This window comes from Psychrobacter alimentarius (assembly GCF_001606025.1).
Lineage (GTDB): Bacteria > Pseudomonadota > Gammaproteobacteria > Pseudomonadales > Moraxellaceae > Psychrobacter > Psychrobacter alimentarius.
The window spans coordinates 270,583-295,868 of record NZ_CP014945.1 but is presented as its reverse complement, the minus strand read 5'-3'; the positions used below and the strand labels follow the sequence as shown (position 1 = coordinate 295,868).

The 25,286-nt window shown below is 43.9% G+C and carries 18 protein-coding genes; 10 read left to right on the top strand and 8 right to left on the bottom strand.

Annotation, left to right across the window (positions count from 1 at the left end):
* The first annotated feature begins 116 nt into the window (after positions 1 to 116).
* From A3K91_RS01250 to tdh, 6 genes are all read left to right on the top strand, one after another.
* A complete protein-coding gene (locus A3K91_RS01250; protein ID WP_062843659.1) occupies positions 117 to 1,034 on the top strand; it encodes a nicotinate-nicotinamide nucleotide adenylyltransferase in 918 nt (305 codons plus the stop codon).
* Positions 1,035 to 1,164: 130 nt separating this feature from the next.
* Positions 1,165 to 1,578 (top strand): ribosome silencing factor, encoded by a 414-nt coding sequence (gene rsfS / locus A3K91_RS01245; protein WP_062843658.1) that lies wholly within the window; start codon positions 1,165 to 1,167, stop codon positions 1,576 to 1,578.
* 197 nt (positions 1,579 to 1,775) lie between these two features.
* Positions 1,776 to 2,540: an MOSC domain-containing protein gene (locus A3K91_RS01240; RefSeq protein ID WP_084387215.1), complete on the top strand. Its 765-nt coding sequence runs from the start codon at positions 1,776 to 1,778 to the stop codon at positions 2,538 to 2,540.
* 95 nt (positions 2,541 to 2,635) lie between these two features.
* Positions 2,636 to 3,511, top strand: a complete 876-nt coding sequence (locus A3K91_RS01235) for an N-acetylmuramoyl-L-alanine amidase (RefSeq protein ID WP_062843657.1) — start codon at positions 2,636 to 2,638, stop codon at positions 3,509 to 3,511.
* Between the two features lie 298 nt (positions 3,512 to 3,809).
* Positions 3,810 to 5,000 (top strand): glycine C-acetyltransferase, encoded by a 1,191-nt coding sequence (gene kbl / locus A3K91_RS01230; RefSeq protein ID WP_062843656.1) that lies wholly within the window; start codon positions 3,810 to 3,812, stop codon positions 4,998 to 5,000.
* Between the two features lie 199 nt (positions 5,001 to 5,199).
* Positions 5,200 to 6,225: an L-threonine 3-dehydrogenase gene (gene tdh, locus A3K91_RS01225; RefSeq protein WP_062843655.1), complete on the top strand. Its 1,026-nt coding sequence runs from the start codon at positions 5,200 to 5,202 to the stop codon at positions 6,223 to 6,225.
* A 228-nt stretch (positions 6,226 to 6,453) separates the two neighbouring features.
* Here the strand turns inward: tdh and A3K91_RS01220 are convergent, their stop codons facing one another.
* From A3K91_RS01220 to purL, 3 genes are all read right to left on the bottom strand, one after another.
* On the bottom strand, positions 6,454 to 8,943 hold the full coding sequence (locus A3K91_RS01220) for a hypothetical protein (protein WP_062843654.1): 2,490 nt from the start codon (positions 8,941 to 8,943) through the stop codon (positions 6,454 to 6,456).
* Positions 8,916 to 9,737, bottom strand: a complete 822-nt coding sequence (locus A3K91_RS01215; protein WP_062843653.1) for a hypothetical protein — start codon at positions 9,735 to 9,737, stop codon at positions 8,916 to 8,918. Before A3K91_RS01215 ends, A3K91_RS01220 begins: the two co-directional genes overlap by 28 nt.
* A 145-nt stretch (positions 9,738 to 9,882) precedes the next feature.
* Positions 9,883 to 13,875 carry a phosphoribosylformylglycinamidine synthase gene (gene purL, locus A3K91_RS01210; RefSeq protein WP_062845795.1) on the bottom strand — a complete coding sequence of 1,331 codons (3,993 nt, stop codon included), beginning with the start codon at positions 13,873 to 13,875 and terminating at the stop codon, positions 9,883 to 9,885.
* Between the two features lie 369 nt (positions 13,876 to 14,244).
* Between purL and A3K91_RS01205 the strand changes: the two genes are divergently transcribed.
* The gene (locus tag A3K91_RS01205; protein ID WP_062843652.1) at positions 14,245 to 14,739 is read left to right on the top strand and encodes a pyridoxamine 5'-phosphate oxidase family protein; all 495 of its coding nucleotides are present in this window, start codon (positions 14,245 to 14,247) and stop codon (positions 14,737 to 14,739) included.
* 220 nt (positions 14,740 to 14,959) lie between these two features.
* Positions 14,960 to 15,454, top strand: a complete 495-nt coding sequence (locus tag A3K91_RS01200; RefSeq protein WP_062843651.1) for a pyridoxamine 5'-phosphate oxidase family protein — start codon at positions 14,960 to 14,962, stop codon at positions 15,452 to 15,454.
* Positions 15,455 to 15,618: 164 nt separating this feature from the next.
* On the opposite strand, the gene A3K91_RS01195 is transcribed toward A3K91_RS01200, so the two are convergent.
* The 4 genes from A3K91_RS01195 to acs all read right to left on the bottom strand — a co-directional run bounded on the left by A3K91_RS01195 (position 15,619) and on the right by acs (position 21,178).
* The gene (locus A3K91_RS01195) at positions 15,619 to 16,374 is read right to left on the bottom strand and encodes a hypothetical protein (RefSeq protein ID WP_062843650.1); all 756 of its coding nucleotides are present in this window, start codon (positions 16,372 to 16,374) and stop codon (positions 15,619 to 15,621) included.
* A gap of 205 nt (positions 16,375 to 16,579) precedes the next feature.
* A complete protein-coding gene (gene pgsA, locus A3K91_RS01190) occupies positions 16,580 to 17,266 on the bottom strand; it encodes a CDP-diacylglycerol--glycerol-3-phosphate 3-phosphatidyltransferase (RefSeq protein WP_062843649.1) in 687 nt (228 codons plus the stop codon).
* Between the two features lie 553 nt (positions 17,267 to 17,819).
* Complete coding sequence (locus tag A3K91_RS01185; RefSeq protein WP_062843648.1) at positions 17,820 to 18,998, bottom strand: NAD(P)/FAD-dependent oxidoreductase; 1,179 nt, start codon at positions 18,996 to 18,998, stop codon at positions 17,820 to 17,822.
* Positions 18,999 to 19,216: 218 nt separating this feature from the next.
* On the bottom strand, positions 19,217 to 21,178 hold the full coding sequence (gene acs / locus A3K91_RS01180) for an acetate--CoA ligase (protein WP_062843647.1): 1,962 nt from the start codon (positions 21,176 to 21,178) through the stop codon (positions 19,217 to 19,219).
* A gap of 438 nt (positions 21,179 to 21,616) precedes the next feature.
* On the opposite strand from acs, the gene A3K91_RS01175 reads away from it, so the two are divergent.
* Entirely contained in the window at positions 21,617 to 22,900 is a 1,284-nt protein-coding gene (locus A3K91_RS01175) for a BaiN/RdsA family NAD(P)/FAD-dependent oxidoreductase (protein WP_062843646.1), read from the top strand.
* A gap of 118 nt (positions 22,901 to 23,018) precedes the next feature.
* Positions 23,019 to 24,029, top strand: coding sequence for a pirin family protein (locus A3K91_RS01170; RefSeq protein WP_062843645.1), 1,011 nt, complete (start codon positions 23,019 to 23,021; stop codon positions 24,027 to 24,029).
* A 124-nt stretch (positions 24,030 to 24,153) separates the two neighbouring features.
* Here the strand turns inward: A3K91_RS01170 and nemA are convergent, their stop codons facing one another.
* Entirely contained in the window at positions 24,154 to 25,257 is a 1,104-nt protein-coding gene (nemA, locus tag A3K91_RS01165; RefSeq protein WP_062843644.1) for an alkene reductase, read from the bottom strand.
* Between the last annotated feature and the right edge of the window lie 29 nt (positions 25,258 to 25,286).

Here is a 25,286-nt window from a genome sequence, read left to right as displayed (position 1 = left end):
GGGCTTTTAATGACAGATGCTGCTGCGCCCTCTACAATAGCGATTTTCTGTTTCGCCTTTTCGCTTCCCTATCCGTGCCAAAGCATCTCTACGACAAACCATATCTGTGCCAAACTATGCCAAATACCACTGACAGTCTCGATGATAAAACCTCTAGGCCTGCCATTCGTGCTTACTTGGGTGGCTCGTTCGATCCTGTGCATCAAGGTCATGTGCAAATGGCCATGTATGTGTATGAGCGTTTGTTACCGATAGCGGCGCAGCAGCAGCGCGACCTGCATGTGTCATTATTGCCAAACTCACGCTCCCCATTTAAACAAAAAAGCACAGACCCTCACCATCGTCTAGCGATGTTAAAGCTGGCGACCCTAGAGACACCCATTCAGATTGATGAGCTTGAGCTATGGCAAACGCCGCCTGTTTATACCATCGATAGTGTACGTACGTTAAGGGAGCGCTATCCACGTGACAGTTTGATCTTTATCATTGGTATGGACAGCGCGCTGAGCTTGCCGCATTGGAAAGAAGGGCTGGCGCTGACGAATCATGTCAATCTCTGGATCTTTAGTCGCAGTCATGTCAGTCGCATCTTTGATAAAGATGATGCGGATAAAGATGATGTGGATAATGATATTCTGCCAGACCCAGACAATATGCCGAACACAGACACCATTCAAGCCAAACTGCCCGTGCCGCTACAATCATTAGTCGTTGGCACACCGACAGAGCTAGTCACGCCCATTACTAAAGCGCTTGCGACGAATACTGGCTTGAAAAGCACGCATCAAGGCCATATTTATATAGACGCGCGGCCTGTCGCAGCCGTGTCGAGCACGCAGATACGCGAGCAGCTACAGTCTGTGCAAGATCGATTGAATATAATGCAAGCAGCCGACAGGCAAATGACCTCTATACCACCAATAAATGATATCATGAGCCATACTGCCATCAATCCGTTACCTAAATGGCTAAATTCGGCTGTTTATCACTATATTATCGCCCATCAGCTATATTCTGCTGCTCAATTCCGTTAAAATCGCCTTATCTTTGTCATTTTGCCCATTTTGTCTGTACATACGGCTGGCGACAAATGGTCATTTGGACAATCCCTATTAATGCTTTACCTTTTATTTTACATATTTACGATTCAAGAGATTAAAATTTATGACCAATACCATGACTGAAGAACGCATAAAAGAGTGTTTGACCCTTGTAGACAGTGCGCTGAACGATATGAAAGCGAAAAATATCACTGTAATGGATGTAGCAGATTTGACTGACGTTATGGAACACATCGTCATCGCTGATGGTACGTCGAAGCGTCACGTGCGCGCCATGGCCGATAGCGTCGGTGCTGAAGCCAAAAAATCTGGCTTTATGCCACTTGGCCGTGAAGGCGGTATCGACTCTGACTGGACGTTGATTGATTTGGGTGCTGTTGTTGTGCACATGATGACGCCGCAAGCTCGTGAGTTCTATGACTTAGAAGGCTTATGGTCATCACCTGATCAGTTGGCTGAGCTGGTTGCAACCCCGCGTGAAAAGAAAACCGCAGGCCGTCGCAACAAAAACAAATAAGTGTATTGAGTTCGATATATTTATTGCCTTAAAAAGACCAGAGACTGATTCTGGTCTTTTTTTATGGGTGACTGTTCAAAATAGCTTTATAAATACACATGGTATAAATAAGCTGAAAGCTGTCTATGATTACGCTAAGATGATGACAATCATCCAATCGTATTTGCCTAAAAAATGACCAGCCGTTAGGAACCCCAATGCGCATAGAATCAACCGAAACATACGTACAAGAAAACACTAACCTTGATTTTAACCAACCCCTGCCCTTGCATATCGCCACTCTCATCTGTGTCCGCGCTGGCAAAGCCATGCCCTTCACTCGTGAAGAGATGAGCGCCATTGATAAATATCCAATCGATGCGCCTGTCGCCGTCAACTTTATGGGCTTGACCACCGACGAGCAAGCCGATCGTAAGCATCACGGTGGCCCATTAAAAGCGGTGCATCAGCTAGCCCCTGCGACTTACGATAAGATTAACGCTGAGTTTGGTCTAAAGGTACACGTCGGTACACTCGGTGAAAACCTCACGACCGAAGCCGTCAATGGCTTGCCTGAGATGACCGAGTCTACCGTCTGTATCGGCGACGTTTTTCAATATGGTGAAGACAAAGTAGGTGGTGAAGATAGCGTGCAACTGCGCATCGTCCAACCGCGCCGTCCGTGTTACAAGATCAATGATCAAATTGGTCAATTTACCAAAGTGCCAAATATTGCGTCTTGGGTCAGTAAGCAAGGTATCTCGGGTTGGTATTTTCAAGTGGTACGTGATGGGATGATTAACGCGGACTTACCTGTGTATTTGATCGAACGTCCCTATCCGTTTGCCACGCTTGAGACACTTTGGCAATTGTCCAATTCAAAGGAAAAGTTCGATGCCGAGGTGATTGAGCCGTGGCTTGAGATTGAATGTTTGGAAGACAGTTGGAAAAAAGTATTGGCGAAGAAGATTCGGAAGGGTTAAACACAAGTACCAAACCTTAGACATCATTTAATAATACTATTCACTTAAGATAAAGATTGGTTTAACGGCACACCTTTATTCACACAGAGCATTTCATGGTAAAAAACATCTTCTTAGCACTTAGCTTAACTCTGCCTTTAATTGGCTGCGTAACCACTGCCCCGCACGTAGCAACCACCAAAAATTACAGCGTCGATAGCGATACTTACCAATCGACAGGCAAAAGCCAGCGTATCAAAACCATCGTCTTGCACTATACGGTCTCAGACAATGAGCGCTCCATCAAAACCTTGACCACGGGCAACGTGAGCGCCCATTATTTAATCTTGGACAAAGACGACAATAAAATCTATAACCTCGTACCAGAATCTGAGCGCGCGTGGCATGCAGGGGACGGCGGCTTTTCAGGTAGAACCATCCTCAACGATACGTCTATTGGCATCGAGATTGTAAATGCAGGTATCAAGCCTGAATACCGAGATGCGCTAAAAAATAGCACGCTCGACTATCATCCTTACGACCATTATGTCGAATTTAGTGAGCTGCAAATTAAGAAAGTCGCAGAGCTGGTGCAAGATATCGCCACGCGCTATGACATCTCACCCAAAAATATCATCGGTCATGCGGATATGGCACCCTCGCGCAAGATAGACCCCGGTGCAAAATTCCCTTGGGAGCGTTTATACAAAGAATACGGCATTGGCGCTTGGTATGATGAAGCGGACAAGCAAGAAATTATGAATCGTCGTACCTTGGTCGCGCCAAGTGTGCAGGAAATCAAGCAAGCCTTTCGCAAATATGGCTATCAAATCAATAATAGCGACGAGTGGGACAAAGCCAGCCGTGATGTCATTTATGCGTTTCAATTGCATTTTAGACCGCAGCAGCCCACAGGTGTGATAGATAGCGAAACCTATGCGATATTGCAGGCGCTCAATATGAAATATGCTGGTCGGGATGATTTTTATTAAGTAGTACAGAATATCAGGAGACATCAAGCATGAGCGATTCTCAAAAAGATGAGCAAAAAGCATCCTCATCCAAGCAGAACGACAGTTACTCAACATAGGATTGCTACTTGGGCTACTTATTGCGACGGGCTAATGATAAAATTAGCGCTTACGGATTACAGATAGCATCACTGCTCACCTCATATCATTGGTCTTACTAAAGGCTAGGATGATGCGTGGCTTTAATGATTGATCCTATTAGCAGTCCTAATATCTGCATTGCTAATGCAGACTCTAATAATAGTAACAAGGAATATGTATGTACCAAGCCTTTCAAAAACATCTACAACAAGAAATCAGCGACATACGCGCGGCAGGACTATATAAAAACGAGCGCATCATCACCTCTCCACAAAATGCCATGATTAAAATCACTGATGGCCGTGAGATGCTGAACTTCTGTGCCAACAATTATCTTGGCTTGTCCGATCATCCTGAGATTAAACAAGCAGCTATCGAGGCCATTGAAAACTCAGGTTATGGTATGTCATCGGTACGTTTTATTTGTGGTACGCAAGATTTGCATAAGCAATTAGAGGCGTCGATTTCTAAGTTTTTTAATACCGAAGACACGATTCTTTATGCGGCTTGTTTCGATGCCAATGGCGGTGCTTTTGAGCCACTGCTGACCAGCGAAGATGCCATTATTTCTGACTCGTTAAATCATGCATCAATCATCGATGGTGTGCGCCTGTGTAAAGCGGCGCGTTATCGCTATGCCAATGCGGATATGCAAGATTTGGAGACGCAATTGCAAGCGGCGCAAGCACAGCGTTTTCGTTTGATTGTGACCGATGGTGTGTTTTCGATGGATGGCAATGTGGCGCCAATGGATGAGATCTATGCGCTCGCACAAAAATATGATGCCATGGTGATGATTGACGAGTCGCATTCAGCAGGCGTTGTCGGTCGCACGGGTGGCGGTGTGACTGAACTGTTTGATCTGCGCGGTGATGTTGAGCTGATCACGGGTACGTTGGGTAAGGCGTTTGGCGGTGCGATTGGCGGCTTTACAACAGGTAAAAAAGAAATCATTGAGATGCTGCGTCAACGCTCACGCCCGTATCTGTTTTCCAACTCCATTCCGCCTATGGTAGCTGCCGCTGGGGTAAAAGCGTTTGAGATGCTGTCACAAGACAATACGCTACAAGACAAACTGCATGAAAATACCGCCTATTTTGTGAAGCAAATGCAAGATGCAGGCTTCGACATTAAGCCTACTGAATCGGCCATTTGTGCAGTGATGCTCTATGATGCCAATGTCTCGCAACAAATGGCAGACGCACTGCTTGAAGAAGGCATCTATGTGATTGGCTTCTTCTACCCTGTCGTACCCAAAAATGAGGCTCGTATTCGTGTCCAGCTCTCTGCTGCCCATACGCGCGAGCAGCTCGACCAATGTATCGCCGCCTTTATCAAAGTCGCTAAGCAAATGAAGATGATTGATTAAAATATAGTCAGCGAAAAATTACATCGATAGATCAGATACTGCTGGTATAAAATTTCCTCGCTGGCTGTTCGCAAGCGTGACAGAGGCTTCATAAAGTTCATCCCAGCAGTACCGCAGCTAAACTATTGTTCTTTGGCTATAGTTCAGTATTTATCTAGACTCAATAATAAAATGCAACACCGTTAAATAAGAGAAAAATATGAAAGCACTGGTTAAAGCTCATGCCAAAAAAGGCATCTGGATGCAAGACATGCCAGAACCGACCGTCGGCATCAATGACGTAAAAATTAAAATTAAAAAAACCGCCATTTGTGGGACAGATTTGCACATTTATAAGTGGGATGAGTGGTCACAAAACACCATCAAGACGCCAATGATTATCGGACATGAATACGTCGGTGTCATTAGTGAAATGGGCGATGGCGTCAAGCATCTGGAAGTGGGTGACCGAGTCACAGGCGAAGGCCATATCGCTTGCGGGCATTGCCGTAACTGCCGCCGTGGTAAGCTGCATGTGTGCGAAAACACCATAGGCGTGGGCGTTGACCGCGATGGCGCGTTTGCCGAATATTTGGTGATCCCTGCCGATAATGTTATCAAACTCGATGAGCGTATCAGCGATGAGATGGCCGCCATTATGGACCCCTTTGGCAATGCCACTCATACTGCCCTTTCATTCCCGGTACTGGGTGAAGATGTGCTAATTACGGGTGCAGGGCTGATCGGGTCAATGGCAACCGCGATTTGCCGCTTCGCAGGCGCACGTAATATTGTGGTCAGCGATATCAGCGATTATCGCCTAGAGCTTGCCAAAAGAATGGGCGCGACGATGACCATCAACCCAGCTAAGGGTGAAACCATCGAAGGCGCTATCGAGGATCTAAAAATGCACGGCTTTGACATTGGGCTTGAGATGTCAGGCTCGCCTCAGGCCTTTGATTCGATGATTAGTAACATGTATAACGGCTCTAAAATTGCGCTCTTGGGCATTTTACCCAACACCACCACAGTGGATTGGAGCAAGATTATTTTTAAGGCTTTAACCCTAAAAGGTATTTATGGCCGTGAGATGTGGGAGACGTGGTATCAAATGGAGCAAATGCTGATTAGCGGTATTGATTTGACACCAATCATTACCCACCGCATGCACATTGATGACTTTCAAGAAGGCTTTGATATCATGGAAAGTGGGCAATGCGGTAAGGTGATTTTAAGCTGGGATTGATTTTGGCGATTTAGTATTTGAAGAGTCGTGGTTAGCTTTGTCACGATTTATAAGACGGCACTGATTTCAGTGCCGTTTTTTTTGGTATTAAAAATTAAGACGATTCATGAGTTGATTGCTGAGGCTTAGAAGGATGATTTAGAAGAGTAAGACGAAAATGTACTTTAAAGGAACTTCTCTGATTAATATACTTATGGTGGACTACGCTTGCTAACCCACCTTAGCAATCTATCTTCGATAAGTTGGGAGAAATTTTAAAAACCTATTTATCTTAGAGAGTACTTTATTTCCATCCAATTCTTCTTGAGGAATATCAGCAGTATGTTCTTCAACGGCTTCTTCGTCATTCTCGATATTTTCTGGCACTAAACTTAGTTTAATAAATGGTCTAGTTTTATCAGTTTCAATATCTAATTTATAATCAAATGATAAATCACCTTTTGTTTTATCCTGTTCATTCTCATTGAAGACAACATTTACGATATTACCATCTTCAAAGTCTTCGATAATCAAGGCTTTGAATCTATCTTTCGTTGTAAGAATACATGAATTTAAAATATTAAAACTACAATCATAAACCTCACAATCACCAATTTTGCAGAAATATTCTTCTGAATAGTACTTGGTAACTTGCAATCTTTCAAGCTTTTGTTCATCTTCATTTAATAAGTCAAATATTAAATCAGATATACTTTTATGACATAGAAGAACAGCATCAGGCATTTTAATTTCATTTAAAATATAAAACAACATGTCCTCTAAAGAGTCAAATGACTCATAGCTTGTTGGGATGTTTACGACTATTTTTCTTAATATGGCATTTCTTAGATCGCCTGACACTTCTTCGCCCAAACCTTCAACCAAATTATGAATTGGAGGACTATCTTGACTCATAATATAAGATTTTTTAAAATCTCTTGTAACAATCTGATTATGAATAATTAGTCCAACTCCATTTCTTCTTATTTCATCAAACATATTAAGTGGAGATTTCGTTTCATTAGCTATGAAGTCATTAGATGCTACTTTAGCGATTTCAGAAAGCATCGTTTTGTCGACATCAGAATTTACAATATGATTATTATTAATGTACTCAATCTCCTTAATCAACTCTTCCATTGACTCTACAAAATTTTTGCGATAGCTCACAACTTTTTCAGGTACCATTTCAGCAGATAACAACTTGTACTCAGACGTTCTTTGAGCAGTATCAATTAAGGTTCTAAAATTATGAGTCATTTTTTCTCTGTTTGAAAAGCTATAGATGTCTGATTTAAAGATATTCAACCAATCTCTCGATAGTTTCCACTTACTTGATGAGTAAGAAATAATTAGTTGAATAAATTCGTTATCTATACTTACGTTACGCTGTCCTGCATACATTCTGCCAGAAACCATTTTCTGACTAAATTTATTATTGTACTTTTCAAGCAGATTTTTTTGCCAGTTAAACTCACTCTCTATACCACCAAGATGAAATTTTTTGTGTCTAATATAAATACCCAATAGTTGACTAGCTTGATCGATACTTTTAACTATAGTATCGCTAGTACCGGTAGGATAGACTCTCTTCTCTTCTAGTAATGCATCAATATAAGGTTTGACTCTTGGAACATCATCGCTGTTAGCTAATATGCAACATACTGTTAAAAATCTTATATCAACATAGGCATTTTTCAGAGCTATGTTGATGGCTGACTCTACATTCTCATCTTTTCCTTTTCTAATCTTAATCCACAAGTCAGAATTCTCTTTAAATAGCATTTCTATATCGATAACTCCTGAATGCCATGAGTACTCTTCCTTATAAGTCTGCACATCTAAAGTTCTATTCTTCCAGTGAATTAACATATCGACAGACCAACCGAATGCTTGATCATTCTCGACTCTTAATGACTCTACCACCATTTCAGATGTATTTTTTAGATGCTCAAACAATACTGGATACGATTTAGTAGTATCTTTATATTTATATGTAATATATAAATTCTTCCATTGCTCCCAAACTGATACAAAATTATGTATAGCATCGTTGAAACTACTTTCAATTATTACATCAGAACCATTAGATTGGTCTTTCCATTTTAAAAGAGCAACCCATAAATATAATACATTTCCAAAAATAGCGTTAGTTTCGGTATGACTTATATTTTCTCGACTAGAATAAATGCTTCTATAAAAATGTAATGCATAATAAAAATATTGTGTACTAGCAGGAATTTTATTAATAGTCTTTTTTAGTAGAATATGATAATTTCTCATAAAATCCGTGAAGTAAGAACTACTCCAAGCACCTTTGGTTACAAACAACCAATTATCAGGCTCGCTATTAGAATTTTCGAAATCTAAAACCTCAACTAATTGTATATGATACTTTTCTAGCCTCTTTAGTGATTCGGTAAAATAGCTTTCATCATTATTATCCAATGCAGTATATACAGGACTAGTAAATACTTCTAAGGCAGATGATATCCCAACACCTGTTCTATTATTATTTTTCTTATATTTTACAGAATTTCTTATCAACAATGATATAAAGTAATTGACCTTAAAGCCAGAATACTTTGCAAGAGTTACTTTCTTTCTTCTATACGTAGATTTGGGAATACAGACGTATAAATTAAAATTGTTTGGCTCAACTTTATTTTTAGAATGCTTTAATATCTCTATTTGCAACCATAGTGCTAAATTTATCTTCCATAATGAAATATTACGCAATTCCTTACTTTTTTAGTAAAATAAGTAATTTCGCCTTCATATTTTTTTAGCATTAAAACATTCGATGTTATTAACAATTTACTGTCACTAACTCTTAATAAATTATATTTAAATAGATCTTCAAGATATAAATCTCTTATCAAATTTTTTAAGTCAAATTCACAAATTTGATTCGTTACGAATCGAAATATAAAATTATCTTTTTTATCTTCATCCAAAATACTTAATGTTTTTACAAAAAACCAAATCATTAAGAATAAGTTAAAAACAAACCAAAATGTTAGGGTTGTATTTAATATGAAGCTTAGTTTATCTGTCAAATTTGTATTAAAAATTAAGCTAAATGCGAGAATAATGGTTAATGATAGACCACTTAAACCAGCAAACATAAAACCTGAGAATTTCTGATATAGAGAAAAAACGACTTTTTTTCCTACTTTATCTTGAAATAGAATACTAACAAGTGAAATCACTAAAGGATAAATTAGACCTATGATCGTAATTTGACCAGTTAACAACACGCCTAACAAACTAGAATCTTTCTTAATCTCAGCATACGCTGATATGTAATCTATCCATAGATATGTATTTATACTGACTGTCAAGCATAAAAACATTAGCAAGAATAGATATTTTCTATAAGAATTTGACCAAGAAACTATACTTGCTTCAAGAAAACTTGAACGGTTATCTTTATAAGCTTCGTTTTTAAACAAGGTTTCTTTAATCTCTTTATCAACATAATGAGATAGAGGACGAAACTTATTTAAGAAACTATCAATCTTTTTTAGCATATGTCTCCCTCTCAGAATTTAGGATATTAAGACTAATCTTTCATCAGAAAAAACTAATAAATATCTACATATTAGCTCAAAACACAAAAAAGGTGAGCCGAAGCCCACCTTTTTTTATTATCTAAAATAACCAAATCAAACTAGCCTATCTAAACCAAGCGCGAGCGTTACGGAACATACGCATCCACGCGCCGTCCTCGTCCCATTCTTCTGGTTTCCAGCTGTGGTTATACGCTTTTAGGTTACGCTCAGGATGCGGCATCATGATGGTGACGCGACCGTCCGTGCTGCATAGACCCGTGACACCGCCGAGCGAACCGTTTGGATTGAGCGGATAGGTCTCGGTTGGATGACCTTGGCTATCGACATAACGCATGGCGAGCTGACCGTGGTTTGCCATACCGTCGATCTCAGTATTGTCTAGCGTGGCATAGCCTTCACCATGCGCCACCGCGATTGGCAAGATACTGTCTTGCATGCCTTTAAACAGGATCGACTTGGTACGCTCGATTTTGACATTGACCGTACGCGCTTCAAAACGCGCAGATTTATTAGCGATGAAGCGTGGGAAGTTCTCTGCACCTGGGATGAGGTCTTTTAACTGCGCCATCATCTGGCAACCGTTACAGACACCTAAGCTAAAGGTATCAGGACGGGCGAAGAAGCGCACAAACTGCATGCGTAGCTCGTCATGGAATAAGATAGAGTTCGCCCAGCCAGAGCCTGCGCCGAGTACATCACCATAACTAAAGCCACCACAAGCGACCAGACCGTCGAAGTCACGTAGATTGATACGGCCACTGAGTAGATCGCTCATGTGGACATCGACCGCTTCAAAGCCCGCTCGCGTAAAGCCTGCTGCCATCTCCGTTTGACCATTGACGCCTTGCTCACGCAAGATAGCGACTCTTGGCTTATTTTCACGACTGTTTAAGTACGGCTCTTCGACTTTTTGATTGAGATCAAAGTTTGGTGCAGCGATAAGCCCTTGATGGCTGGCATCACTGATTAAGTCATACTCCTGCTGTACGCACGCAGGGTTATCACGGCGGCGCGCGATCTGATAGCTGACCTGCGTCCACGCTTGCTGTAACTCACTACGGCTAAAGCGTAAGGTGTCGTCACCCATGCGTGATGGCGTTTGGATAAGCAGACTGTCTTCTTCAGTGCTTTGACCGACGAGACTTAGCATATCGCTGACATTAAATTCTTCTGCCAATTGCATGAGTGCTGCGACGTTTTCTGGCAATACTTGGATGACTGCACCCAGCTCTTCGCTGAATAGCTGACCAAGTAAGTTATCATCGCTCAATGCCAGCTTGATACCTTGGCGACTGGTGAACTGCATCTCTGCGATGGTCGCCAATAGACCACCATCACCGATATCGTGATAGGCGCTGATGACGCCTTGCGCGTTACCTGCCTGCACAAAGTTAAAGAAGTCGACCAAGTCGCTTGGCTGTCCCAAATCTGGGCAGTCGTTACCGAGTTGGCTTAGCGTTTGCGCGAGGATAGAACCGCCTAGACGCAGTTTGCCTTTAGACAAGTCAATACGGTAGAACGCGCTGTCACCATTGATTAGCTCTGGCGTTAGGGTTTTTGCCACATCGACGACTGGCGCAAACGCCGTCACGACCAAACTCATTGGCGATACGACAGATTTGTCCGTACCATCTTCGTCATTCCAGTTAGCACGCATCGATAGCGAGTCTTTACCAACTGGGATCGCGATACCGAGTGCTGGGCACAGCTCTTCACCGATAGCATGTACCGCATCAAATAATGCCGCATCTTCTGCATCATCGCCACAAGCCGCCATCCAGTTCGCTGACATGGTGATATCAGACAACTGAGCGATACGCGCACCCGCAATGTTAGTAATCGCTTCACCTACGGCAAGACGTGCAGAGGCTTTTGGATTGATTAGCGCAACAGGCGTACGCTCGCCCACACTCATTGCTTCACCAGTCATTGGCTGACCATCTAGCGCCACCAAGCCAGAAGCCGTCACCGCGCAATCTGAAACAGGCACTTGATAGCGACCCACATACTGATCGCGCACGACCATACCGGTGATAGAGCGGTCACCGATGCTGATCAAGAATGATTTGCTCGCTACCGTTGGGTGACGCAATACATCGGTAATAGATTCGGCTAAATTAACGTCATCAAGCGCTAATGCTGACAATGTATTATCAGTACGCTCAAAGCTACGCTGCATTTTTGGTGTACCGCCGAGTAGTACTTGCATCGGCATATCGACTGGTTGTTCAGCCAATAGCTCATCATCAACGATTAGCTGACGGATATCCGTCGCCTCGCCCAAGATGGCATAGGGGCAGCGCTCACGGGCACAGATCGCATCAAACTGATCTTTGCTCTCTGGACGAATCGCCAGCACATAACGCTCTTGCGCCTCATTAGACCAGATGGCCATTGGCGACATGCCCGCTTCTAACGATGGAATCTTACGCAAGTTCAGATGCGCGCCCATTTCATGGTCATTGACCAGTTCTGGCATCGCATTAGACAGACCACCTGCCCCTACATCATGTAGTGAGACAATTGGGTTGCCGTCTTTACTGTTATTACTCGCGTCTACATCATCACCAGCTAGCGCCCAGCAGCGATCGATGACTTCTTGGCAACGACGCTCCATCTCAGCATTGTCGCGCTGGACTGAGGCAAAATCCAAGCCTTCATCAAGCTCGCCACTATCGACCGATGAGGCTGCGCCGCCGCCCAGACCGATTTGCATCGCAGGGCCACCCAGAACGATTAGCAAATCGCCTTTTTTAATGGCATTTTTTTCAATCAAATTGCGTTTAATATTGCCGTAACCACCTGCCAGCATGATTGGCTTATGATAGCCACGCATCTCGCTACCATCTTTTGCCGCAGAGGTATCTAGCTGAAAGCTACGGAAGTAGCCGCATAAGTTCGGACGACCAAATTCATTTGAGAAGTTGGCGCTACCTAATGGCGCTTCGGTCATAATCTCAAGGCTGGTTGCCATACGGTCTGGCGTACCATAAGCTTGCGTGCTCAGCTGACCTGACTGCTCCCATTTCTCAGCAAGCTCTGGGATATGTAGATGCGACACGTGGAAGCCTGCTAGACCGGCTTTTGGCTTACCGCCGCGACCCGTTGCGCCTTCGTCACGTATCTCACCACCAGAACCAGTCGCTGCACCTGAATACGGCGCAATTGCGGTTGGGTGATTGTGCGTCTCAACCTTCATCAAGATATCGATGTCTTCTTGATGGAATCCATAAGGATGGATTGAATTGGCATCCATCGCGTCCGTTGGGATAGGATAAAAACGCATGCCATCAGAGCCTGCCATCACAGCGGCGTTGTCTTTATACGCTGATAAGATACCTTGTGGATTCGACTGGTACGTGTTTTTGATCATTTGGAACAGTGATTTTGGCTGTACGTCGCCATCAACGGTCCACTGAGCATTAAAGATCTTATGACGGCAATGCTCTGAGTTTGCCTGTGCAAACATCATCAGCTCAACGTCGGTTGGATTACGCTTTAGCTCATTGACATAAGCATTCATTAAATAGTCGATGTCTTCGCTGGATAACGCAAAACCAAACTCGGTATTGGCAGACTCTAGCGCTGACTGACCTTCGCCAATGACATCGATATGGTTTAGTGAGGCTGGCGCTTGATCGTCAAACAATTTGCTGACATCGCTCAAGTCATAAACCAAGCTCTGAGTCATACGGTCAAACAACAACTGCTCAGCGGCAGCGGGTAGCTTGTTGTCAGCCGCTTTATTCTCAAGCGTTAGCGTGTAAACCACGACACGCTCAACGCGGTTGATTTTGATTTCACAGTTATTAAAGATATCGGTGGCTTTACTCGCCCATGGTGAGATGGTGCCAAAGCGCGGCGCAACGATCACTTGCAGTTGGTTGTCTTGTGGCGCTAAAACGTCAATACCTTCATGAATCCCAAACAAGTCCAAGGCTTTTTTGTGCTCATCACCACTTAACTCGCGTGATAGCACATATACTTGCTGAGTATGGATTTGGCTAACATTTAGCTCGGTTTTTTGCTGAAACTGACTGATGAGTTGCTGCGTCTGAAAATCGGTAAGAAACGGTTGTCCGGCGATGGTCATCATAAAGGCATAATCCGTAAGATCAAGGCATCTCTGCCATGCAAAGTAAATGGTCTGCGTATTATAACAAGAAGCCATATAAGAAGCAGGTCTAAACCAAGATAAATTGCCCATCGTACTTATAAATTCAAATGCCACTCTTTATCTTTACCCAATTTTTCTATAGCAGTAAGGTTTCGCTTGGCGGGTCACATTTTTTACCTAACCTTTATATACCTTACAAACACTAACATCGCATTACGCTCAGACTATATAACTATGAGGGTCTCTGTCGGTACTCTACCACTTGACAATAATTAAAACGATCAACAATTAAAACGACTTACCAACATTTTATTTTTTACCAAAATTCTAACGCAATAAGGATATATCATGAACAAGCAAGAACAAATCGACAAAATCCAAGACGTGATCAAAGACGTAAAATTTGCCATGATGAGCACCGTCAACAGTAAAGGCGATGTCCATGCTTGGCCAATGACCACGAGCGAAACCAGCATTGGTGCCAAAGAAATTTGGTTCATCGGTGATAAAACCTCAGACGTCGTCAAAGACATTCTAGACAATCCAAAAATCGGTCTTTCTTACGCCTCTGAAGATGAAAAAAACTATGTGTCTGTGAGTGCCAATGCAGAGCTATCATCAGATCAAGCCAAGTTAGATGAGCTATGGTCACCTGTTTACAATGCCTTTTTTGAGCATGGTAAAGAAGATCCTAATGTACAATTAATCAAAGTCGTCCCACATGGTGTCGAGTGCTGGTTAAGTGGTAGCTCAACTGTCAACATGTTCAAAATGGCAGCCGCTGCCCTACAAGATGGCAAAACAGCTGAAGACATGGGCGAACAGTTTTCGGTCGCTCTATAGTTCAGTAACTGTTCTCCATAAACCAGTATCTGTATAGTAGAAAATAATAAAGTTAGTAAAAAGCAACAAAACATAAAAATATTCTACGATAGATAGTATGTATTTAAAGCGTCAATAGGCAGTGGTTTATTGGCGCTTTTTATCTCTTAAAACTGGTTATAGTAGATTTTGAACAAAATAATTCCAAACCTTACCTGTTAAATAGTAAAGGATAACTATTATGAGTAAACAAGCGCAAATGGATACCATCCAAGCAATGGTAAAAGACATCAAATATACGATGATGACCACTCGTAATGATGAAAATCATCTACATTCTTGCCCGATGAATACTACTGAAACCAGTATCGGCGCCAAAGAAATCTGGTTTATTGGTCACAGCCCTTGCGAAACCGTGAGCAGTATTGAAAAAAACCCTGAAGTGAACTTGGCTTATGTCAGTGAAGATGGCAAAAAATATCTTTCTATAACGGGTAAAGCCGAGCTGGTTGAAGACGAAGAAAAACTCAATGAGCTGTGGTCACCTATGTACAATGCCTACTTTGAAAAAGGCAAAGAAGATTCACGCGTTCAGCTGATTAAAGTCGTGCCACATGGCGCTGAATACTGGACGAACGGCAATGCTATTACTAGCGCTGTCAAAATGGCAGCGGCGGCAGTCACAGATACTGCCATTGAAAAAAGCTTGGGTGAGAATTTTTCAATAGAGTTATAATACCTTAAGCGTTTAAGTAATTTAAGCGTTTAAATATTAGAAGTAGACAGTAAAAAACGCCAGTCACATGAGCCACTGGCGTTTTTTATTGTCTGTATTTATAGTTCGTGTTTATGGTTATCATTTATGTGATGGTCTATATTCGTGACTGCCGTTATTCATAACTACTGCGGTGGTTTTGCATAACCCTTGTCTGCTGGATATGCTTGTGGTTGTCGCGGTTTGGGCTTAGAAGGATCGTATAGCTCATAAATCACCGTACCAATAACTCCCGTATTTTCTATAGAGCCACTACTGGTATTCGCTGCATAAGCATTGTCTGGTTTGCTAAAAATAAAGGAGGCCACTGCACTTTGACTTTTGCGAAAGCCTTCAATCACCAAATCATCATTAGGTCTTAAAACGTATCCATCATCATAGCGACTGGCGGCACTACCATTGAGAACATTTAGACCATCGACACTGGCAACGATTTCATAAGTATTGGCGCTGTTATTATGATACACCAGACGATAAGCTTGACCAGCCATACCTTTAAGATAGTAGTTACCAGCATCACGATACAGTGGTAATTTACCATTGTCAGTGTGTACTGAAAACTCAACTTTTCCTGCCAATAATGACATACTGTTTACCGCACGCCCTTGATAATTTTTATCAGCATACGATATCTGCATCTCCTGAAGTGGATTGTCACTGGTACGACTCAGATCGACAGTAATAATCTCTGAATCAACATCATCACCCCACTGTGTACCCAACCGCTCTGATTCAGCTGCGTCTTGCATAGATTCTGCTTGCACAGCCTCTGCTTGGATACTCGGTGCTGTTTCTCTCTGTATACTTGGTGATTGTGAACACCCTGCTAGTATTACCAACCATAAAGCAGCAGCGAGCAATTTTTTCTTGTGTAATACCATTGTTGTGTCCTCAGTCCAATGACGTTGTTTTATATTTTATCTAAAATCCTTGTCATTTGTTTGTTTTTTCGAGTATATAGGAACCACCCAAACAATCAAAGTAAAATACAACGGCTCTCTCGCACCTTTAACAGCCAAACAATAAAAAACGCCAGCGGCTGATGCGACTGGCGTTTTTTGTGCATATGAATTTGACTATAAACAGCTACCCACTTTGTTTTAAGTAAGGCCAAGCCGCCTTTAGATAAATCATCATCGACCATAATGTCAAAATGACAGCGCCAACCATCAAGATATAGCCAATCATTTCAAGTGACTGCCAGTTCAGCAGCAGTACTGTGATCGCGACCATCTGAAATGTGGTTTTAAGCTTACCCACATAAGACACTGCCACGCTGGTGCTTTTACCCAACTCTGCCATCCACTCACGCAGCGCCGATACCGCGATTTCGCGTGAGATAATGACGATAGCGGCGATCGCCATAATAATATTGGGGTGCCACTGTACCAAAACGATCAGTGCGGCGGCGACCATAAGCTTATCAGCAACTGGATCCAAAAAACGACCAAAGGCTGACATCACATTGAGTTTACGAGCAAAATACCCATCAAGCCAATCAGTAATCGCGGCAATGATAAAGACGCTGGTCAATAATAAGTGGCGTAATAAGCTATCACTGAACTCGCTCATGCCTACCCGTGCAATCACGTTATCTGAGATGGCAGGCAAGCCAATACCCATGGCAGGTGGCCAATAGGCAATCACCACAAATAGCGGAATCATCAGGATACGTGCAATTGTCAGATTATTGGGCAAGTTAAAAATACTTTTTTCACTTTGCACTGGCAATGATTCTGGCTCTGGCTTATGCAGCGGTGTACTCTCGGTCATGGAAAACCCAGTCTATGGTGGACGTAAGAATGCTGGTTGCTAGCTTAGCACTTTTCATGGATGCCGTCATGCCATCTCTGTATCTTCCTCGATACTGGACATATCTTGCAACCTTTACTGCTTTTCTTACTCATACTTTATCAATCATTCTACTTATTTAAGCGAATTATTTGTTATAGATATCTCAGAGTAGCAGCCTCATAGTATTTTAAAGCCACGGCTACAGTTGTACACCAGAAGTTGTAAGCAGATGTAAGAATTTATTGAAATCTGACGCTTTGGTATTATCTTAATCATAACAATAATAAAATGTTAGCCACTTACCTTGCAGCCTTATCGCATAATAAGTTTCCTCAGCCCACAGTCTCCTCCTCTGTGGGCTTTTTTTTGTCTACTCTATGATGAATGAGACATTGTCCTTTTATTACTGAACAGCGTCATGTTTTGAAACCCGGCCAGTCACAACAATATGCGCTTTATATTCGTATATCATTACCTTCTATCGTTGGTCATTTTACTCAAAGGCTGTTTTGCCCAAGTACATAATTATCTCTTAGTAAGAGACAATAGCGGCGACGGCTTCTTGTGCCATTTGATAACAGCTTTCGATATTGCCTTGTCCGCACCAATCGCCACTGACAATCCAGCGATGTTGGCGATCAACCAAAGCGCCCAATATCTCACGACTGTCTTTACCATCAACCACGGTTGCGGCATAACGCCAGCGATGACAGTCGATTTGGCTGGGCGCACTGCAATTATTCCAATGCAATAATTGCTGCGCCGCTGCTAGCAGTTTTGCTTTTACTGTCTCAATATCGTCATCGACGTGCTCCTCTGACCAATCATTGCGAGTATGAATAGTGATACTCGGTAGCAACTCATGATCGGCAGGCTTTTGATGTTCGATGAACACTCGGTCTAGTATTGAGTCCTTAACATAAGCCACATCCCAGCAGTCTATTTTTTGATGGTCTAACGCCTCAGGCAAGGATTGGCCTTTCTCCCAACCTAACATCAAGGTATAACACGCCAGCATTTGCGACGTGGTAATATCCGCCTGCCGCTCAAACCCACTGTTTGCCATCAGCTCTACTGCCTGAACGTTAGGCGCTGTACAAATCACCCAATCAAACAAGCCAAGACTGGTACCCGTATCATCGAATAACTCGGTTTGTTTACCAGCTTCATGCTTTGTGTACTGCGCGAGTGGCGCAACTCGCGTCTGAAACTCGATGGTTGTGTGTGCCAACTCATCAGCCAATGCACGTCCCCAAGCCGTCATCTTTGGCGTGCTGATATAGCGCGGTTGCTGCGTATTCCATTGCTCTTTGTGTTCGATATTGAGTAATGCCTCATTTTCATCTTTAGTTACTGACGCTGGTGACAAGGTGACCACCTGCGCGTACCACGGCTGTAGCAAACCTGTCACGAGCCAAGGCTTGATAAACTGCTGAAACGGCGCGGTCTTCGCCGTAAAAAACTGCGCGCCAAATGCCCATTGCCAATTTTTGCCTGTGGTACTGTTAGTACGATAACGAGTCGCTAGTCGACCCACACTACGAGATTTTTCAAAAATAGTAATGTGCGGGCTGCGAGATGGTTGTTGGTTTTGGCCTTGATTGAACGCCCGCTCTAGTAACGTGGCGGTAAATAGCCCAGTCAGCCCTCCACCAATGATAGCGATTTTTGGCAATGCGGTTTTGGTGGCAGATATAGAATGATTGGTCATAATGACGGTAGGCCTTGTATAGCGTTCAATGAAAAAGTGTGTAGATAACATTGAACCTTTAAAATCCCTTGATAGCAATATCATCTGCGTAAAAAAGCCATGCTATCTTCTATAACATGGCTTCTCTTAGACATGACTACGATGGATTTACGTGCTTACTCTCACTTGCTCTCAATGAGCACAGTTAGCCATCGTCTTTAATAAACTTGTATCCCAGCTTATTTTTTACGTTCCGCTTTGACGATATCAATCAGCTCAACAATGACTGAGCTGTCAGCCAGCGTAGACAAGTCGCCCAACCCGTCATATTTCCCCGCTGCTAAGCTCCGCAGAATACGACGCATGATTTTACCCGAACGGGTTTTTGGCAGCGCATCGACAATATAAATGGCATCTAAATTGGCAATTGGCCCAATCTCGGCACGCACATGACGATTTAGCTCAGTTTTTAGGGATTTTGTTGCCTCTTCACCAGATTTTAGGATAACAAAGGCGCAGACACCAGTACCGCGAATCTCATGCGGCATACCCACAATCGCAGCCTCAGCAGTAGCAGGATGCGCAACGACGGAGCTTTCAATTTCGGCAGTGCCCAAACGGTGACCTGATACGTTGAGCACATCATCAACACGCCCAGTAATCCAGTAGTGTCCATCTTCGTCGCGCTGCGCCCCATCACCCGTAAAATAATAGCCCGGATAATCGCTAAAATAAGTGGCCAAAAAGCGTTTGTGGTCGTTATAAACTGTCCGCATTTGTCCTGGCCAGCTGCTGTTAATCAGTAGATTTCCTTCGGCAGCACCTTGTAGTATCTCTCCATCACCATCGATAATTTCTGGTTTGATCCCGTACAGAGGATTCATCGCAGCCCCAGGTTTGAGGTGGTCAGCGCCTGGCAATGGTGCCATCAAGATGCCGCCTGTTTCGGTCTGCCACCACGTATCAACGATGGGGCAACGACCATCACCGACCACATGATAGTACCAATCCCATGCCTCAGGATTGATCGGTTCACCAACCGACCCAAGCAGGCGTAGGCTTGAGCGATCCGACTCACGAACGAAGGCATCGCCCTCTTTCATCATCGCTCGAATCGCTGTCGGAGCTGTATACAAAACCGTCACGCTATGTTTGTCGATGATATGACCGATACGCGCCCACGTCGGATACTCAGGCACCCCTTCAAACATCAAGGTCGTTGTGCCATTGGCAAGCGGTGCGTAGGTGGCATAAGTATGCCCTGTGATCCAGCCGACATCCGCTGTACACCAATAGACGTCATTGTCTTTTATATCAAACACATCTCGGAAGGTAGACAGTGCATAGGTAAGATAGCCACCCGTGGTGTGTACCACGCCTTTTGGCTTACCTGTAGAGCCTGAGGTATACAATAAAAACAGCGGATCTTCAGCATTCATCACCTCAGGTTCACAGTGCACAGATTCGCCATCGACCAAACTGTGATACCACACATCACGGCGACCGCTCATCGGTACTGAGTTGCCTGTACGATGGACGACAATGACATTTGTCACACTCTCTGTCCCATCCATATCCAAAGCGCGATCGACATTGGCCTTAAGCGGGGTATGCTTGTTGCCACGTACACCTTCATCAGCGGTGATGACGATTTTTGATTGGCTATCGATCAGACGATTGCCCAAACTCTCAGCAGAGAATCCACCAAAGACCACTGAATGTACAGCGCCAATACGAGCACACGCCAGCATCGCAATCATGGCTTCAGGAATCATCGGTAGATACAGCGTCACACGATCGCCTTTTTCTACACCACGCTTACGCAGGGCATTGCCTAGCCTGCAAACCGCCGCATGCAATTCTTTAAAGGAGATGATTTTGTGTAAAGAAGGATGATCGCCTTCCCAAATGATGGCAGGCTTGTAAGGATTGTCTTTTAAGTGTCTGTCGAGACAATTGACCGAGAGGTTTAGCTCGCCGTCCTCGAACCATTTGATGCGAAAATCGTTTACGTCATAACTGACGTCGCGGATTTTGGTGGGTTTTTTTATCCAATCAATCAGCTCGGCACGCTGCGCCCAAAAGTTAGCATTGGCGTCAGGTGATTCAATCGATTGCTGATACTCTTTGCTATATTGTTCGGGTGAGGTGTTGGCAGCAGCGATAAATTCGGCGGCAATGGGAAATGATTTCTGTGTCATAGTGTTCATCCTTGTTGATTATTATAATCTGTGTTCATAAACGTCGATCGCGACGTCTCGTACAGGTAATCAGAGGCGTCTTCCCTAACGTTTAGTACCTTCTACAACATTTTACACTTAACATCAGTTTGCCAAATAAGCCAGGTGGTTGCAAGGTCTCAACAGCCAATCATAACAATTCCTCTGTACAGATATATACTTGGTAATTTATGATAAATCCCATTAACGCCGTCACTGACTCATTAGAACACTTACTGATTCAAAATGGCTGATTTCTGATGGGTTACTGCGGTGATATGGCATTTAATCCTTGTAACCTGATAGTAAATATGGACAATAGCCACTCAAGTCATCGCTTCAAACAATGAGATCGCTTTGATTGTTTCACTATTGTCGATTGGCTTTGACCTTTTATCTTTATCACTTTATGAGAACACCATGAGTCATCCCCAAAGCGCACCACACCACACTCACTACGATGTCATTATCATCGGCGCTGGCGCGTCTGGATTATACTGCGCGCTCACTGCCGGTCGCCGTGGTCGCCGCGTACTGGTGTTAGACCATGCCAATAAAGCGGGTAAAAAAATCCTCATGTCAGGTGGTGGCCGCTGTAATTTTACCAATTATTTCGTAGAGCCTGAACACTTCATCGGTGACAATCCTCACTTTTGTAAATCAGCGCTTAGTCGCTATCCCAGCTGGGAATTTATTGGCATGGTTGAGGCGCATAAGATTCCTTACCATGAGCGCGAACATGGTCAGCTATTTTGTGATGACTCTGCCCAAGATATTTTGACCATGCTGCTGGATGAATGTGCGGCAGCAGGTGTGCAGGTAAGGCTGAATACCAATATTGATCGTGTACAAACACTCAACCAAGACAATCAAACACGCTTCCAACTGACAACCAGCAAAAAGCTGGGCAAAAAAGACATCGCAAGCGAGAGTAAATCGTCGCAAACGAGCTATCGCTGCGAGTCGTTAGTCGTCGCCACAGGAGGATTGTCCATTCCAACCATGGGCGCAAGCGGTTTGGGTTATGAGGTGGCGCAGCAATTCGGTCATACACTCATTGCCACTGATGCCAGCTTGGTTCCCTTTACCTTTACGGATAAAACAGGCGAGTTGATTCGTGCGCTGGCTGGTATCAGTCTGCCCGTGATTGCCAGCAACGAGCGCATCTCTTTTAAACTGCCGGTACTGTTCACCCATCGCGGACTCTCTGGCCCTGCCATGCTCCAGCTCTCAAACTATTGGCGTACTGGTGAAATCATCCGTATTAATTTGTTGCCAGAGACCGATGTGACAACCCTCCTGCTTGCCCGCAAAAAGTCACACCCAAGACAACTCATACGTACCGTACTGACAGAAAATACGGATGGTGCGCTGCCCAAAAAGCTACTGGCAGCTTTGCAAACGCACTTATGGGATGATATAAAAGAGACCGAACTTGCCAATATTAAAGATGAGCGACTGGTTGAGCTGGGTGACACGCTAAACGGTTGGCAGCTCAAACCCTCTGGTACAGAAGGCTATCGTACGGCTGAGGTGACTCGCGGCGGTGTCAAAACCGATGAGGTGTCGTCAAAAACCATGCAAAGTCATTTGCAAGAAGGCTTGTACTTCATCGGAGAGGTGCTCGATGTGACAGGCTGGCTTGGCGGTTATAACTTTCAATGGGCATGGGCCAGTGGTTTTGTATGTGGTGAGGTCGTATAGCCAAACCCTGCTTGATAAAACATACTTAATAAACCCTGTGTGATGAATCCTGATATAAAACGTTTTAACCACCCTTTTTATGAGTAGCAATCACACATATCGTATGATGAGGTGACAAATGCGTGCAATTAAACATGTTCATGGTGATAAAGCGCCCTATTGGGTCGGCGATGGTTTTTTTGTCAGAACCCTCATTAACTATGTAGATAATCATCCTGATTTTAATTATAGCCACACCGATCCTTTTTTATTGTTCGATTATGGCGAGCCCACGGTTTTTGAGCCCAATCCTGAGTATCAGTCGCAGCCTCATGGTATCGGTAAACATCCGCACAAAGGTTTTGACATCGTAACCATCGCTTATGCAGGCGAGATCACACATGGCGACTCGATGGGTGGTCGCCATGATATTTCGCCAGGCGATGTACAATGGATGACCGCAGGGCGCGGTATTACCCACGAAGAGTTTCACTCGGAGGCATTTGGTCAGCGCGGCGGTGTCTTTAGTATGGTACAAATGTGGGTCAACTTGCCAAGCACTCACAAACTGACTGATCCTAAATATCAAACCTTTAAACGGACTGATATGCCAGTCGTTACTCTGCTAGACGACAACGCTACAGACCATCAAACGCCTATTGGTAAAGCTGTCATTATCACTGGCGAATGGCACGGTATCACAGGCGCTGTCAGTACGTTTACGCCTGTCAATGTCTGGGATATTGAGCTGCATACTAGCGGCAAGGCGACCTTGCATGTACCCAACCTGCACAATACGTTATTGCTGGTGCAAGAAGGCGAATTGCTCGTTAATGGGACGGCTGTGAATGCGGGAAGCTTGATTCAATTTGAAGCGCCTTCTGATCAAAACGTCCATACTCAAGGCAATCAAGCCCAAAGTAAGCAAACTGAAAGCGAGCAAAATACTCACACTTCTATACCGTCTACTGACACGATTGAGCTGCGCTACCGAACTTCAGATGAATCATCCACACCCGTCAAACTCCTGCTGCTTAGCGGTGAGCCTATTGGAGAACCTGTGGCAGGTCATGGGCCGTTTGTAATGAATACGCAAGAAGAATTGCGCCAGACGTTTCGTGACTATCAAACGGGGAATTTTGGTAAATAGTTAATGATGCTGCACAAAAAAAGCCAGCTAACGGTATCATGTAGAGACCGCTAACTGGCTTTTTTGGTGAGTAGCCTTTTAATGAGTGACGTTTGTACTGTCCCCTACCTCAGCTACCAAACCTTTATGCTTGATTTAAGAATGGATAGTCGGTGTAGCCTTCAATACCGCCACCATAAAAAGATTCTGGACGCTGCTTATTGAGCGCGGCACCTGTGCGAATACGCTCAGCCAAATCAGGATTGGCAATGTAGTCACGGCCAAACGCAACCGCATCGATATAACCTTCTTTGATATTGCGCTCAGCTTTTTCGGCGGTATAACCACCAGCAGCGATAATTAAGTTGTCAAAAGCGTCACGCACATTTTGACGGAATTCATCGCTATAAGGCGTACCACCCGCCCAATCAGGCTCTGATAAATGTAGATACATCAATCCACGTTTATTGATCTGCTCGACCAACCACACATTGTCCTCTTCATTGTAGCCAGCTTCCACATTGTTAAACGTACCCAGTGGAGAAATACGAATACCCACATGATCGGCGTCCCACGCATTGACACAAGCATCAATGACATCAAGCGTTAAACGCGCACGGTTCTCACGACTGCCACCATATTCATCATTACGCTGATTGGTCTGCTCAACCCAGAACTGATGCAACAAGTAACCATGCGCACCATGAATCTCTATCCCATCAAATCCTGCTTCTTGCGCGTTTTTGGTGGCTTGCGCAAAATCAGCAATCACTTGCTCAATCTCATCAAGCGTGGCAGGACGTGGCGGTGTTGCATCAACACGAATCGCTTGATTGTCGCTATCACGTAGAGAGGTACGTATACCAACATCGACATCAGAGGCAGAAATAGGCGCTTTACCATCAGGCTGTACGCTTTTGTGCGATACAAGACCGGTGTGCCATAGTTGTACGACGATTTTTCCACCTTTTGCATGGACATTATCGACAACCGTTTTCCACGCGACGATTTGCTCTTGAGTGTGGAGACCAGGCGCGCCTGCATAGCCTTTTGCCTGAAAAGAAACCTGCGTCGCCTCCGCAATGATCAGCCCAGCCCCTGCGCGCTGTGAGTAGTACTCTCCTGCAAATGGAGTCGGTACGTCACCTGGTTCGATTGAACGAACACGCGTTAGCGGTGCCATGATAATGCGATTTTTTAACGTCTGCGTACCCATTTTTACGGGTTCAAATAAGCTGTCGTGTGCCATAAAATATCCTGTTGTTATCTATTATAAAG